Genomic DNA, 13,716 nt, shown 5'->3' with positions numbered 1-13,716 from the left:
TCCCTTCACCTGGAGAACAATAATGATGAAACCAACGTTTTTGCGCTGGGTCGCCATCGCCGCGCTGATGGCAGGCGGGACATTTAGCGTGGCGGCCAACCCGCCAGCGGCTCCGCCAGTATCGTATGACGTGGAGGAAGATGTTTTTCATCCCGTGCGGGCAACCCACGGTATGGTGGCGTCCGTGGATGCGCTGGCAACCCATGTGGGCGTCGACATTCTCAAACAGGGCGGTAACGCGGTAGATGCGGCGGTCGCGGTGGGATATGCACTGGCGGTAACGCACCCGCAGGCGGGGAATCTGGGTGGCGGCGGCTTTATGATGCTGCGCACCAAAGACGGCAAAACGACCGCCATCGACTTCCGCGAAATGGCGCCTGCTCAGGCGTCCCGCGATATGTTCCTCGACGACCAGGGGAACCCGGACAGTAAAAAATCCCTGACTTCCCATCTCGCAAGCGGCACGCCGGGCACCGTGGCGGGCTTCTCGCTGGCGCTGGAGAAATACGGCACCATGCCGCTGAACAAAGTGGTGCAGCCAGCCATTAAACTGGCCCGGGACGGCTTTGTGGTGAATGACGCTCTGGCGGACGATCTCAAAACCTACGGCAGTGAAGTGATTCCCAATCACGAAAACAGTAAAGCCATCTTCTGGAAAGACGGCGAGCCGTTGAAGAAGGGCGATAAGCTGGTGCAGAAGAACCTCGCCAAAAGCCTTGAGCTGATAGCTGAAAACGGTCCGGACGCCTTCTACAAAGGGGCAATTGCCGACCAGATTGCCGAAGAGATGAAGAAAAACGGCGGGCTCATCACCAAAGCGGACCTGGCCGAGTACAAGGCGGTAGAGCGTGAGCCAATTAGCGGAACCTATCGCGGCTACGAAGTCTTCTCGATGCCACCGCCGTCCTCCGGCGGGATCCACATCGTGCAGATCCTCAATATTCTTGAAAACTTCGATATGCATAAGTTCGGCTTCGGCAGCGCGGATGCGATGCAGGTAATGGCGGAGGCCGAAAAACGCGCCTACGCCGACCGCTCGGAATACCTCGGTGACCCGGACTTCGTGAAGGTGCCGTGGCAGGCGTTGACCAACAAGGCATATGCCAAATCCATTGCTGATGAGATCGACATCAACAAGGCTAAACCGTCCAGCGAGATCCGCCCCGGCAAGCTGGCACCGTATGAAAGCAACCAGACCACCCACTTCTCGGTGGTGGATAAAGACGGTAACGCGGTGGCGGTGACCTATACGCTCAATACCACCTTTGGTACCGGGATTGTGGCGGGCAACAGCGGCATTCTGCTTAACAACGAGATGGATGATTTCTCTGCCAAGCCGGGCGTGCCGAACGTCTACGGTCTGGTCGGCGGCGATGCGAATGCGGTTGGGCCGAAGAAGCGACCGCTGTCATCCATGTCACCCACTATCGTGGTGAAAGACGGTAAAACCTGGCTGGTCACCGGCAGTCCTGGCGGAAGCCGGATTATCACTACGGTATTGCAGATGGTGGTCAACAGTATCGATTTTGGGATGAACGTCGCCGAAGCGACCAACGCGCCGCGTTTTCATCACCAGTGGCTGCCGGATGAACTGCGCGTTGAGAAGGGCTTTAGCCCGGACACCATCAAACTGCTGGAGCAACGTGGACAGAAGGTGGCGGTAAAAGAGGCGATGGGCAGTACTCAGAGCATTATGGTCGGGCCGGACGGCGCGCTGTTTGGGGCGTCGGACCCGCGCTCGGTGGATGATTTAACAGCGGGGTACTGATTTTGTTGCCCGGTGGCGCTGCGCTTACCGGGCCTACAACGGCACGAATGTAGGCCGGGTAAGGCGAAGCCGCCACCCGGCAACAAATTACTTCATTCTCGCCATATAATACGCATCCACATACTCACCGTTGCGCAGGGCGTAGCGCTTGCCAGTACCTTCAATCTCGAATCCGTGTTTTTTGTACACGGCTATTGCCGGCTCGTTATCCACAAACACCGTTAATTCGATGCGGTCGACGCGCAGCCAGTTGTCGCACATGTCGATCATGGTGCGGATCAGCGCGCTGGCGACGCCGCGGTTGTGCCACTGTGCGCCTACGCAGATACCAAAATCGGCCACGTGGCTGCGGCGCGGGCGCTGGGCAACATCAATGGTGAGGTGCCCAACCACGATATCGTCAATACAGGCAACCAGTTGCTTAATACCGGGCTGGTCGCCTAGCCGCATCTGCCACATTTCCAGCGAAGGGTGAGGAACCTGTAGCGTGTTGTGGTACACCTCCGGCTGGGCGTGGATCTGACGAATGGCGTCATAATCTTTCGGTTCCGCGTGGCGTATCACAATCTCACTCATCCCTTGTTCCTCAGTCAGTTAAATGTCCCTCTCAACATCAATGACTTTAAAATTTGAGTCAACCGCTATTTTTTGCAAAAAGTATTGGACAAGTGCGAATGAGAATGATTATTATTGCTCTGCATTCAGGAAGACCCCTACGGGAACCTGAAAGCACGACATTGCTCACATTGCTTCCAGTATTACTTTAGCCAGCTTTTAGCTGGCTTTTTTTTTGTTATGGTTAGACTCAATAACCTTCCAAAAGGACTGAGCCATGACACTACATTGCGCATTTATTGGATTTGGTAAAAGTACGACCCGCTATCACCTGCCGTATGTTCTCAACCGTAAAGACAGCTGGCACGTCGCGCACATCTTCCGCCGCCGCGCGAAGCCGGAAGAGCAACTCCCGCAGTACTCCCATATTCATTTCACCAGCGATCTCGATGAGGTGCTTAACGACCCGCAGGTTAAGCTGGTGGTTGTCTGCACCCACGCCGACAGCCATTTTGACTATGCGAAACGCGCGCTGGAAGCGGGCAAAAACGTGCTGGTGGAAAAACCGTTCACCCCAACCCTTGCCGAAGCGAAAGCGCTGTTCGCGCTGGCAAAAAGCAAAGGGCTAACCGTGACGCCGTACCAGAATCGTCGCTTTGACAGCTGTTTCCTGACGGCGAAAAAAGCGATTGAAAGCGGTAAGCTCGGTGACATTGTGGAAATCGAAAGTCACTTTGATTACTACCGTCCGGTAGCGGAAACCCAACCCGGGCTGCCTCAGGATGGCTCTTTCTACGGGCTTGGCGTGCACACCATGGACCAGGTCATCTCCCTGTTTGGCCGGCCGGACCACGCTGCGTATGACATTCGCAGTCTGCGCAATAAAGCCAACCCGGACGATACTTTTGAAGCGCAACTGTTTTACGGTGACCTGAAAGCCATCGTCAAAACCAGCCATTTGGTGAAAATCGACTATCCGAAATTTATCGTTCACGGCACCCGAGGCTCGTTCATCAAGTACGGTATCGACCAGCAGGAGACGAGTCTGAAGGCCAACATTATGCCGGGTGAACCGGGCTTTGCGGCGGATGATTCCGTGGGCGTACTGGAATATGTCAACGACGAAGGCGTAACGGTCAAAGAAGCGCTGAAGCCGGAAACCGGCGACTATGGTCGCGTCTACGATGCGCTGTTTGAAACGCTGACCCGCGGGGCACCCAATTACGTCAAGGAATCTGACGTTCTTACCAACCTCGAACTGCTCGAGCGGGCGTTCGAACAGGCTTCTCCTGCCACGATCACCCTCGCGAAATAAGCAAAAACGGCTCCTCTGCGCTTGTTCACAATTTTTGAACAGAGGAGTCAATTTTCACCCTCTATGATCCCAGGCTGTTTGCATCCACACTTACTCCATCGAAACGAACTGAGGGTGAAAACAATGATCTATTTACGCAAAGCAAACGAACGTGGTCACGCGAATCATGGCTGGCTGGACTCATGGCATTCATTCTCGTTTGCCGACTACTACGACCCGAACTTCATGGGCTTCTCTGCACTGCGCGTCATTAACGACGACGTGATTGATGCAGGTCAGGGCTTCGGTACCCACCCGCACAAAGACATGGAAATCCTGACCTATGTGCTGGAAGGGGCGGTTGAGCACCAGGACAGCATGGGCAACAAAGAGCAGGTTCCGGCGGGCGAGTTCCAGATCATGAGCGCGGGTACCGGGGTGCGTCATTCCGAGTACAACCCGAGTAAAACGGAAAAACTGCACCTGTATCAAATCTGGATCATTCCAGAAGAGACCGGCATCACGCCGCGCTATGAGCAGCGCCGCTTCGACGCCAAACAGGGCAAACAGCTGGTGCTGTCCCCGGATGCGCGTGAAGGTTCCCTGAAAGTGCATCAGGACATGGAGCTGTACCGCTGGGCGCTGGCGAAAGATGAACAGTCTGTGCATCAGATTGCCGCTAACCGCCGCGTCTGGATCCAGGTAGTGAAAGGTGAGGTGTCCATCAACGGCACCAAAGCCACCACTGCCGATGGTCTGGCTATCTGGGATGAACAGGCACTCTCCGTGCACGCCGACAGCGAAAGTGAAATCCTGCTGTTTGACCTGCCGCCGGTCTAAATAATTTCTCAACCTTCCCTTTAAACGGGGAAGGTTGAGCTTTGTCCGTGATAAACTGAGCAAATCTCTCACTTCAAGATTTCTCAGGACGATGAAAAAGAAACGCCCCGTACTTCAGGATGTCGCCGATCGCGTCGGTGTGACCAAAATGACGGTCAGCCGCTTTTTACGTAACCCGGAACAGGTTTCCGTGGCGTTGCGTGGCAAGATTGCCGCAGCCCTTGATGAACTGGGTTATATCCCCAACCGCGCACCCGATATTCTCTCCAATGCGACCAGCCGTGCGGTGGGTGTCCTCCTGCCTTCCTTAACCAACCAGGTTTTCGCCGAGGTGCTTCGCGGCATTGAAAGCGTCACCGATGCGTTTGGTTACCAGACCATGCTCGCCCACTACGGGTACAAGCCGGAGCTGGAAGAAGAACGTCTTGAATCCATGCTTTCCTGGAACATCGACGGCCTGATTTTAACCGAACGTACGCACACCGCCCGCACGCTAAAAATGATTGAAGTGGCGGGTATTCCGGTGGTGGAGCTGATGGACAGCCAGTCGCCGTGCCTCGACATCGCCGTGGGTTTTGATAACTTCGAAGCGGCACGTCAGATGACGGCGGCCATCATCGCCCGGGGACATCGTCATATCGCCTATCTGGGCGCGCGTCTTGATGAACGTACTATCATCAAACAGAAGGGATACGAGCAGGCGATGCTCGACGCGAACTTAACCCCGTACAGCGTAATGGTTGAGCAGTCCTCTTCCTATACGTCGGGTATTGAGCTGATGCGTCAGGCGCGACGCGAGTATCCGCAACTGGACGGTATTTTCTGTACTAACGATGACCTTGCGGTCGGTGCAGCGTTCGAATGCCAGCGTCTGGGGCTGAAGATCCCGGAAGATATGGCGATTGCGGGTTTCCACGGCCATGACATCGGCCAGGTTATGGAGCCGCGTCTGGCGAGCGTGCTGACACCGCGTGAACGTATGGGCCGCATTGGCGCAGAACGCCTGCTGGCGCGCATTCGTGGCGAGACGGTTACGCCTAAGATGTTAGATTTAGGTTTCACCTTGTCACCGGGTGGATCTATTTGAGCTGACAAATTTGAACTAGCTCACACTTATTCACTTCGCGCACGTTTGGATATTGCTTCTCTTTTGCCCCGGCAGGACAATGTTACCGATAACTGTTACCCGTAACAATTGACTGAGGGACACCCTTTGAGCACGACTAATCATGATCACCACGTTTACGTCCTGATGGGCGTGTCCGGTAGCGGTAAATCTGCCGTGGCGAGCGAAGTGGCGCATCAACTCCAGGCTGCGTTTCTTGATGGTGACTTCCTCCATCCGCGCAGCAACATCATGAAAATGGCCTCCGGCGAGCCGCTCAACGACGACGATCGCAAACCGTGGCTGCAGGCGCTGAACGACGCCGCATTCGCCATGCAGCGTACCAACAAAGTTTCGCTGATCGTCTGCTCCGCGCTGAAAAAAACCTACCGCGATCTGCTGCGCGACGGCAACCCGAACCTCTCTTTCATCTACCTGAAAGGCGATTTCGAGGTGATTGAAAGCCGACTGAAGGCGCGTAAAGGTCACTTCTTCAAAACCCAGATGCTGGTGACGCAGTTCGACGCGCTCCAGGAGCCGGGTGAAGATGAGAAAGACGTCTTAGTGGTTGATATCGATCAGTCACTGGAGGGTGTTGTAGCCAGCACCATCGAGGTCATTAATAAAAGGCAGTAAGTTTTGAGTACATTAACGCTAGTTTTGACAGCAGTGGGTTCGGTATTGCTGCTGCTGTTTTTAGTGATGAAGGCGCGTATGCACGCCTTCGTTGCTTTGATGGTGGTTTCTATTGGTGCAGGTCTCTTTTCCGGTATGCCGCTCGACAAGATCGCTGCGACGATGGAAAAAGGGATGGGAGGCACGCTCGGCTTCCTGGCGATTGTGGTCGCGCTGGGCGCGATGTTTGGCAAGATTTTACATGAGACGGGCGCGGTCGATCAGATTGCCGTCAAGATGCTGAAATCCTTCGGCCACAGCCGCGCGCACTATGCGATTGGTCTGGCGGGTCTGATTTGCGCGCTGCCGCTGTTCTTCGAGGTGGCGGTTGTGCTGCTGATTAGCGTGGCATTCTCTATGGCGCGTCATACCGGTACCAACCTCGTGAAGCTGGTCATTCCGCTGTTTGCGGGCGTGGCGGCAGCGGCAGCGTTTCTGTTGCCTGGGCCCGCGCCGATGCTGCTGGCCTCCCAGATGCACGCTGACTTTGGCTGGATGATCCTGATTGGCCTGTGCGCCGCGATCCCGGGAATGATCATTGCCGGCCCGCTGTGGGGCAACTTCATTAGCCGTTACGTTGAGCTGCACATTCCGGATGACATCACCGAGCCGCATCTGGGCGAAGGCAAAATGCCGTCCTTTGGCTTCAGTCTGTCACTGATCCTGCTCCCGCTGGTCCTGGTGGGTCTGAAAACCATCGCAGCGCGTTTTGTGCCGGTGGGCTCTACCGCCTACGAATGGTTTGAGTTCATTGGTCACCCGTTTACGGCGATCCTGGTGGCGTGTCTGGTGGCTATTTACGGCCTGGCGATGCGTCAGGGAATGCCGAAAGACCGCGTGATGGAGATCTGCGGTGCCGCGCTGCAGCCTGCGGGTATTATCCTGCTGGTGATTGGTGCCGGTGGCGTGTTCAAGCAGGTGCTGGTGGATTCTGGCGTGGGCCCGGCTCTGGGTGAAGCGCTGACCGGAATGGGCCTGCCGATTGCGGTAACCTGCTTCGTGCTGGCGGCGGCCGTGCGTATTATCCAGGGTTCCGCCACCGTGGCGTGTTTAACCGCCGTGGGTCTGGTAATGCCGGTGATTGAACAGCTGAACTACTCCGGTGCGCAGATGGCAGCGCTGTCTATCTGTATCGCGGGCGGTTCAATTGTGGTCTCTCACGTTAACGACGCTGGCTTCTGGCTGTTCGGTAAATTTACCGGCGCCACCGAAGCGCAAACCCTGAAAACCTGGACGCTGATGGAAACCATCCTCGGTACGACGGGTGCGATTGTCGGGATGATTGCCTTTACGTTGCTGAGCTGAATGCGGTGATTTAACCCGGCTCAAAAATAAGGCCCGGTAGCGTTAACGCTGACCGGGCCTTAATCTTTTCATCTTATGCAGAACATCAGGCCGGGAAAGGTGAAACCACCACCCGGCTTTTTTACATCACTCGCCCTGCGTCGCGCTCTCAATCGTCAAGCGCACATCTGACGTAATCAGCTCTGCCAGCATCTGGTAAACCTTCAGCGTCTCTTCTGGCTCGGCATCGCCCGTATCACTGATGAAGCCTTCATCACGCAGCGTCAGCACGAGGGAACTGAAGACCGCTTTGTCGAAGAATTCTGGTGCGTTAATGCCGTGCAGCACAGACAGGCGCTGTGCCAGCGTCCGGCTCTCTTTCTCCAGCGTACCGCGGTTGATCGACGGGTTCGCACTCAGCAGCCAGAACGTAATGGCGTAGCGCTGCAGCGTTTCGCGCGCGCCGGCCGCCAGCAGCTGCAGGGTTCGGGAGCGTGACGGATTGATATGCAGCTCATCGTTGGCAACGGTGATCAGCCCCTGACGACGAAGTTCTTCCGTCAGTTTATCCAGCTCAACGGCCAGCTCATCTTTGCTCCAGCGCAGGAACAGCTCCGCTTTCAGCATCGGGTAGAGCGTATCAACGTGACGCAATAGCTCCTGACGTGAAATGTGGCGATGCTGGGTAATGATGGCCGCCATCAGCGACGGCAGCATCAGCATATGCGCGATGTTGTTGCGATAGTACGTCATCAACACGGCCTGTTCGCGCGGCAGAATGATGATGTCGCCGATCGTGTCCTTCTCGACTTCAAACTTGTTCATCTGCAACGCGTGATCGATGAGCTCGCTGGCGGTAGCCGCAGGAACCGTTGAATCAACCGAGTACGGCACGTTGCGCATCATGTCCAGGTAGCAGTCCAGCTGCTCCGTGAGCTGTTCACGGGTCAGGGAGCGCTGACGAGAAGCCAGTAGCGCGGTACAGCACAGGTTCATGGCGTTAGCCGCCCCCGCGTTGTTAATACGCACCATCAGCTCGGATGCAATGCCGTTAACCGTTGGCGTCAGCCAGGCAGGACGAACCGCTTCGATAGGATCGATGGATTCGCGCCACTCCGGAACGTGATGGTTCAGGTACGTCATCAGCGGCATTGGCTCGCCAAAGTTCACGTAGCCCTGACCCAGGTTGCGTAACTTGCTCAGGCCGCGCAACATCTGCGGCAGGCTCTCTTTCTCTTTGGTTGCGCCACGCAGTTCTTTGGCATACGTACCCACTTCCATGACGTGCTCATAACCAATGTAGATAGGCACCAGCGTGATCGGACGGGTTCCGCCGCGCAGCATCGCCTGAATGGTCATCGACAGCGTGCCGGTCTTCGGATCAAGCAGACGTCCGGTACGGGAGCGACCACCCTCCACGAAGTACTCCACGGAATAGCCGCGACTGAACAGTTCGCCCAGATACTCGCGGAACACGGTGGAGTAGAGCTTATTGCCCTTGAAGGTACGACGGATAAAGAAGGCGCCCAGGCGGCGGAAGATCGGGCCCGCTGGCCAGAAATTCAGGTTAATACCGGCCGCGATGTGCGGTGGTACCAGCCCCTGGTGATAGAGCACGTAGGAGAGAAGCAGGTAGTCCATGTGGCTGCGGTGGCAGGGGACATAGACAATTTCATGGCCATCATGCGCCAGCTGGCGTACACGCTCGGCGTTATGAACGTTGATGCCCTGATACAGGCGGTTCCAGGTAAAGCCGAGAATACGATCGGAAAGGCGAATCATCTCGTAAGAGAAGTTCGCGGCAATCTCTTCCATCAGCGCAATGGCGTTCTGCTGGGCTTTCTCATGCGAAATCTTCTTGCTACGCGCTTCGTCTTCAACGGCGCGGGCGATCGCTTTGGAGGCCAACAGTTTGTTGAATAGGTCCTGACGCGCCGGGAGTCGTGGCCCGACGGCCGCGAGGCGCTGACGGGCGAAGTGCATACGTGCTACGCGCGCCAGCTTCTGCGCGATGATCTTGTCGGTACCGTGCTCATCTGCCATCCGGCGCAGTGAAACGGAAGGGGAGAAGCGCACAAAGCTGTCGCGTCCCAGCCAGGAGACCGCGAAGAACTTCTGGATGCCGTTAAGCATACGCAGCGGCGGATTCTCTTCGCCTTTTTCACGGCCCGGACGGCGGCCAAACATCACCGATACCGGCACCATCTGCACATCCAGATCGGGATTGCTGCGGTGCAGGTCGAGATAGTCGTGGAACAGCTTAATGGACTCTTCTTTTGGCGTGTAATAGGTAAACACACGCGGCCCGCCGTGAATGAACACGTAGCGCGGCAGCAACGTGCCGTCGACTTCCAGCGGTTCAAGCGGGTCAGGTAAGTCATGCGCCAGACATTGGGCGCGAAGGGTCAGTAAGTCTGCCTTCGAGTTATAAGGCAAAACGTACATAATAGGACGCGACGTATCGAGCCCCAATTCCAGCGCGGGTTCTGCTGGGATAGACTTGCTTTTTACCAGGATGCTTAATGGTAAATTAAGTAATTTGTAGTAAATTCGTGGCCAGCCGGACATAAACGATGTAAAGCCTCTGGTTAATAATGCAATTGCGGCGCAAGGATAACAGAAAGCGCGCAAAATTTCTGTTGTTACCCGTCATACTTCAGGCTGTAGCGAAACGCGCTACAGTTCCTGTTACTGACGCTTTTTTTCATAAAAGGTTCTTTTAATGGCCAATAATACCACTGGGTTAACGCGTATCATCAAAGCCGCCGGCTATTCATGGAAAGGTTTCCGTGCAGCGTGGATCAACGAAGCCGCCTTTCGTCAGGAAGGTGTCGCCACTATCATCGCGGTCATCATCGCCTGTTTCCTTGATGTCGATGCTATTACCCGCGTACTTCTCATCGGTTCCGTGCTTCTGGTGATGATAGTGGAAATTCTCAATAGCGCTATTGAGGCCGTTGTTGACCGTATTGGCTCAGAATTCCACGAGCTCTCCGGTCGCGCGAAAGACATGGGTTCTGCCGCTGTGCTGCTGGCGATTATCACTGCAGTCATTACCTGGGTCACGCTGCTTTGGTCACATTTCCGATGAGCCTCGAGGAATAATTAAGTCCCTGGTTTTTTGTGCAGTTTTTGGTTCCAAATTCACCTTTGACTGTATATACTCACAGCATAACTGTATATACACCCAGGGGGCGGAATGAAAGCATTAACGACCAGGCAGCAAGAGGTGTTTGATCTCATTCGGGATCATATCGGCCAGACGGGTATGCCACCCACGCGTGCGGAAATCGCTCAGCGTCTGGGCTTCCGTTCTCCGAATGCTGCCGAAGAACACCTGAAAGCGCTGGCACGTAAGGGCGTGATTGAAATTGTTTCAGGCGCGTCACGCGGTATCCGCCTGCTGGTGGAAGAAGAGACGGGCATTCCGCTGATAGGCCGTGTTGCTGCGGGTGAGCCGCTGCTGGCGCAGCAGCATATCGAAGGCCACTACCAGGTTGATCCTGGTATGTTCAAGCCGAGCGCAGATTTTCTGCTGCGCGTAAGCGGCATGTCGATGAAAGATATCGGCATTCTCGACGGCGATCTGCTGGCGGTACACAAAACGCAGGATGTGCGGAACGGCCAGGTGGTGGTCGCGCGCATTGATGACGAAGTGACCGTTAAGCGTCTGAAAAAGCAGGGTAACACCGTTCAGTTGCTGCCCGAAAACAGCGAGTTCTCTCCCATTGTGGTCGATCTCCGCGAACAGAGCTTCTCTATCGAAGGTCTGGCGGTCGGTGTGATTCGCAACGGTGAATGGCTGTAATCTCTTCCTGACAGGCTACGGTTCCGCTGTAGCCTGCCTTATTGACCACTCCCGGTGTTTCTCATGTCACTGCTGACGGCATCCGATAAGGCATTGTGGCGTCTTGCACTGCCGATGATTTTCTCCAATATCACCGTGCCCTTGCTGGGTCTGGTCGACACGGCCGTTATTGGGCATCTCGATTCCCCTGTCTATCTTGGCGGCGTGGCGATTGGCGCGACGGCAACCAGCTTCCTCTTTATGCTGCTGCTCTTTTTGCGCATGAGCACCACCGGACTCACGGCACAGGCGTATGGTGCAAAAGATCCGTTACGTCTGGCGCGGGCGCTGGTGCAGCCGCTGATTCTTGCGCTGGGCGCGGGCGCGTTAATCGTTTTACTCCGCGATCCCCTGATTGACCTTGCGCTCCATATCGTTGGCGGCAGTGAGGCGGTACTGGAGCAGGCGCGACGTTTTCTTGAAATCCGCTGGCTCAGTGCGCCCGCTTCGCTGGCAAATCTGGTTCTGCTGGGTTGGTTACTGGGCGTTCAGTATGCTCGTGCGCCAGTGATTCTGCTGGTCGTGGGAAACCTGCTCAACATCGTGCTGGATCTCTGGCTGGTGATGGGCCTCCATATGAACGTGCGGGGCGCGGCACTGGCGACGGCGATTGCTGAATACGGGACCTTTGTGATGGGGCTGTGGATGGTCTGGCGCGTGCTGGCGATGCGCGGGATCTCCCTCGCGCTGCTGAAAACCGCATGGCGCGGCAATATCCGTAAGCTGCTGGCGCTTAACCGTGACATCATGCTGCGCTCGCTGCTTCTGCAACTCTGCTTCGGCGCGCTGACGGTCTTCGGTGCACGGCTGGGGCCTGAAATCGTCGCGGTCAACGCGGTATTGATGACGCTGCTGACGTTTACCGCCTATGCGCTGGACGGCTTTGCCTACGCGGTTGAAGCACATTCGGGGCAGGCGTATGGCGCGCGTGAAAGCGGGCAGCTTCATGATGTCTGGCGGGCAGCCTGCCGTCAGTCAGGACTGGTAGCGCTGGTGTTTGCTGTGGTCTATGCCTGCTTCGGCGAACAGATTGTTGCTTTACTGACCTCTCTCCCTGCGCTGCGCGAACTGGCGAGCCACTATCTCATCTGGCAAGTCATCTTACCGGTGGTGGGTGTCTGGTGTTATCTGCTGGACGGCATGTTTATTGGTGCGACGCGCGGGGCGGAAATGCGTAACAGTATGGCCGTTGCGGCGGCAGGATTTGGCCTGACGCTGCTGACGCTTCCCTGGCTGGGTAATCACGGTTTGTGGTTGGCGCTTGCGGTCTTTCTCTCTCTGCGTGGCCTGTCGCTGGCTTTTATATGGCGCCGCCACTGGCAAAACAATACCTGGTTTCCTTCGCGTCACGATATATCGTGATGGTTAAAGATTCCGAATATGAAATCAACCGCCGAATCCTTAACTACAATAATTATCACGTCCAGCAGAAAAGAACGTAACGGACGTTACGACCCGACGCTTAACTAAGAGGACACGATGATGAATAAAGACGAAATCGGCGGCAACTGGAAGCAGTTCAAAGGTAAAGCGAAAGAACAGTGGGGTAAGCTGACAGATGACGATATGACCGTCATTGAAGGTAAGCGCGATCAGCTTGTCGGTAAAATTCAGGAACGTTACGGCTACGCGAAAGATCAGGCGGAAAACGAAGTCAAAGACTGGGAAACCCGCAATGATTACCGCTGGTAACGCTGAATAACCTACTGGGGCGGCTTCAGGCCGCCTTTTCTTTTGGCTGCTAACGCGGCTTTTTTTTCACCAGAATAGAGTGGTCATGCTGACACTCATCCTGATGTCGACACGCTTCCACCTCGACACACACTGAACACAGCCCGTGTGCTTCAATCACATTATGACGCAGGGCAAACCCCATTCTTGCCGCCAGCGTATGCATAATGTCTTCCACGCCTTCCGCAGCTTCTTCTTTCACTACGCCACAACGGTCGCAGATAAACATGGCCGACGTGTGGGTGGGCTGATCGAAAAGATGGCACAGTACATAGCTGTTTGTGGATTCCACTTTATGAACAAATCCCTGTTCCAGCAGGAAATCCAGCGCGCGATACACTGTTGGCGGTTTAGCCTGCGGCTCGCTTTCGCGGAGCAGGTCGAGCAGGTCATAGGCGCTGATGGCACCCTGTTGCAGGCTCATCAGACGTAAGACTTCAAGGCGCTGCGGAGTCAGGCGCACATTGCGTTGCGCGCACAGCTTTTCGGCCTGCGCTAACAGCTCTTTTGTGGACTTATCCATTGAGCACCTCGGATGTTCTGGGAAGTAAAACCCTCACTTTATCATGTTCTGGTAAAAACACCGATATCCGTCAGGCTGTGCTATACCTGACGCA

Annotated in this window: 13 protein-coding genes; 10 read left to right on the top strand and 3 right to left on the bottom strand. The window is 55.6% G+C overall.

Annotation, left to right across the window (positions count from 1 at the left end):
- The first annotated feature begins 22 nt into the window (after positions 1 to 22).
- Complete coding sequence (gene ggt, locus O1723_RS20170) at positions 23 to 1,768, top strand: gamma-glutamyltransferase (RefSeq protein WP_248191027.1); 1,746 nt, start codon at positions 23 to 25, stop codon at positions 1,766 to 1,768.
- Between the two features lie 87 nt (positions 1,769 to 1,855).
- Here the strand turns inward: ggt and yhhY are convergent, their stop codons facing one another.
- A complete protein-coding gene (gene yhhY / locus O1723_RS20165) occupies positions 1,856 to 2,344 on the bottom strand; it encodes an N-acetyltransferase (protein ID WP_014882131.1) in 489 nt (162 codons plus the stop codon).
- Positions 2,345 to 2,600: 256 nt separating this feature from the next.
- Between yhhY and O1723_RS20160 the strand changes: the two genes are divergently transcribed.
- From O1723_RS20160 to gntU, 5 genes are all read left to right on the top strand, one after another.
- Positions 2,601 to 3,638, top strand: coding sequence for an oxidoreductase (locus O1723_RS20160; RefSeq protein ID WP_014882132.1), 1,038 nt, complete (start codon positions 2,601 to 2,603; stop codon positions 3,636 to 3,638).
- Positions 3,639 to 3,761: 123 nt separating this feature from the next.
- Positions 3,762 to 4,457, top strand: a complete 696-nt coding sequence (locus tag O1723_RS20155) for a pirin family protein (RefSeq protein WP_000639796.1) — start codon at positions 3,762 to 3,764, stop codon at positions 4,455 to 4,457.
- 91 nt (positions 4,458 to 4,548) lie between these two features.
- Positions 4,549 to 5,544, top strand: a complete 996-nt coding sequence (gntR, locus tag O1723_RS20150) for a gluconate operon transcriptional repressor GntR (protein WP_014882133.1) — start codon at positions 4,549 to 4,551, stop codon at positions 5,542 to 5,544.
- A gap of 126 nt (positions 5,545 to 5,670) precedes the next feature.
- On the top strand, positions 5,671 to 6,198 hold the full coding sequence (gene gntK, locus O1723_RS20145) for a gluconokinase (protein ID WP_014882134.1): 528 nt from the start codon (positions 5,671 to 5,673) through the stop codon (positions 6,196 to 6,198).
- Positions 6,199 to 6,201: 3 nt separating this feature from the next.
- The gene (gntU, locus tag O1723_RS20140) at positions 6,202 to 7,542 is read left to right on the top strand and encodes a gluconate transporter (RefSeq protein WP_014833577.1); all 1,341 of its coding nucleotides are present in this window, start codon (positions 6,202 to 6,204) and stop codon (positions 7,540 to 7,542) included.
- Positions 7,543 to 7,668: 126 nt separating this feature from the next.
- Here the strand turns inward: gntU and plsB are convergent, their stop codons facing one another.
- Positions 7,669 to 10,089 carry a glycerol-3-phosphate 1-O-acyltransferase PlsB gene (plsB, locus tag O1723_RS20135; RefSeq protein WP_014882135.1) on the bottom strand — a complete coding sequence of 807 codons (2,421 nt, stop codon included), beginning with the start codon at positions 10,087 to 10,089 and terminating at the stop codon, positions 7,669 to 7,671.
- 154 nt (positions 10,090 to 10,243) lie between these two features.
- On the opposite strand from plsB, the gene O1723_RS20130 reads away from it, so the two are divergent.
- From O1723_RS20130 to O1723_RS20115, 4 genes are all read left to right on the top strand, one after another.
- Entirely contained in the window at positions 10,244 to 10,612 is a 369-nt protein-coding gene (locus O1723_RS20130) for a diacylglycerol kinase (RefSeq protein ID WP_023336598.1), read from the top strand.
- Positions 10,613 to 10,720: 108 nt separating this feature from the next.
- On the top strand, positions 10,721 to 11,329 hold the full coding sequence (gene lexA / locus O1723_RS20125) for a transcriptional repressor LexA (RefSeq protein ID WP_014882137.1): 609 nt from the start codon (positions 10,721 to 10,723) through the stop codon (positions 11,327 to 11,329).
- Positions 11,330 to 11,392: 63 nt separating this feature from the next.
- Complete coding sequence (gene dinF / locus O1723_RS20120) at positions 11,393 to 12,730, top strand: MATE family efflux transporter DinF (RefSeq protein ID WP_014882138.1); 1,338 nt, start codon at positions 11,393 to 11,395, stop codon at positions 12,728 to 12,730.
- A gap of 120 nt (positions 12,731 to 12,850) precedes the next feature.
- Complete coding sequence (locus tag O1723_RS20115; protein ID WP_014882139.1) at positions 12,851 to 13,060, top strand: CsbD family protein; 210 nt, start codon at positions 12,851 to 12,853, stop codon at positions 13,058 to 13,060.
- Between the two features lie 49 nt (positions 13,061 to 13,109).
- On the opposite strand, the gene zur is transcribed toward O1723_RS20115, so the two are convergent.
- A complete protein-coding gene (zur, locus tag O1723_RS20110; protein ID WP_023336599.1) occupies positions 13,110 to 13,622 on the bottom strand; it encodes a zinc uptake transcriptional repressor Zur in 513 nt (170 codons plus the stop codon).
- Positions 13,623 to 13,716 lie beyond the last annotated feature (94 nt).

The organism is Enterobacter cloacae complex sp. HYC080_NIDB (assembly GCF_056673325.1).
This window is presented reverse-complemented; position numbering and strand designations above follow the sequence as displayed.

Excerpts from the sequence above, each read along its gene's own strand:
- ggt (WP_248191027.1), top strand. The coding sequence starts at position 23 with ATGATGAAACCAACGTTTTTGCGCTGGGTCGCCATCGCCGCGCTGATG.
- yhhY (WP_014882131.1), bottom strand. The coding sequence starts at position 2,344 with ATGAGTGAGATTGTGATACGCCACGCGGAACCGAAAGATTATGACGCC.
- O1723_RS20160 (WP_014882132.1), top strand. The coding sequence starts at position 2,601 with ATGACACTACATTGCGCATTTATTGGATTTGGTAAAAGTACGACCCGC.
- O1723_RS20155 (WP_000639796.1), top strand. The coding sequence starts at position 3,762 with ATGATCTATTTACGCAAAGCAAACGAACGTGGTCACGCGAATCATGGC.
- gntR (WP_014882133.1), top strand. The coding sequence starts at position 4,549 with ATGAAAAAGAAACGCCCCGTACTTCAGGATGTCGCCGATCGCGTCGGT.
- plsB (WP_014882135.1), bottom strand. The coding sequence starts at position 10,089 with ATGTCCGGCTGGCCACGAATTTACTACAAATTACTTAATTTACCATTA.
- O1723_RS20130 (WP_023336598.1), top strand. The coding sequence starts at position 10,244 with ATGGCCAATAATACCACTGGGTTAACGCGTATCATCAAAGCCGCCGGC.
- lexA (WP_014882137.1), top strand. The coding sequence starts at position 10,721 with ATGAAAGCATTAACGACCAGGCAGCAAGAGGTGTTTGATCTCATTCGG.
- dinF (WP_014882138.1), top strand. The coding sequence starts at position 11,393 with ATGTCACTGCTGACGGCATCCGATAAGGCATTGTGGCGTCTTGCACTG.
- O1723_RS20115 (WP_014882139.1), top strand. The coding sequence starts at position 12,851 with ATGAATAAAGACGAAATCGGCGGCAACTGGAAGCAGTTCAAAGGTAAA.
- zur (WP_023336599.1), bottom strand. The coding sequence starts at position 13,622 with ATGGATAAGTCCACAAAAGAGCTGTTAGCGCAGGCCGAAAAGCTGTGC.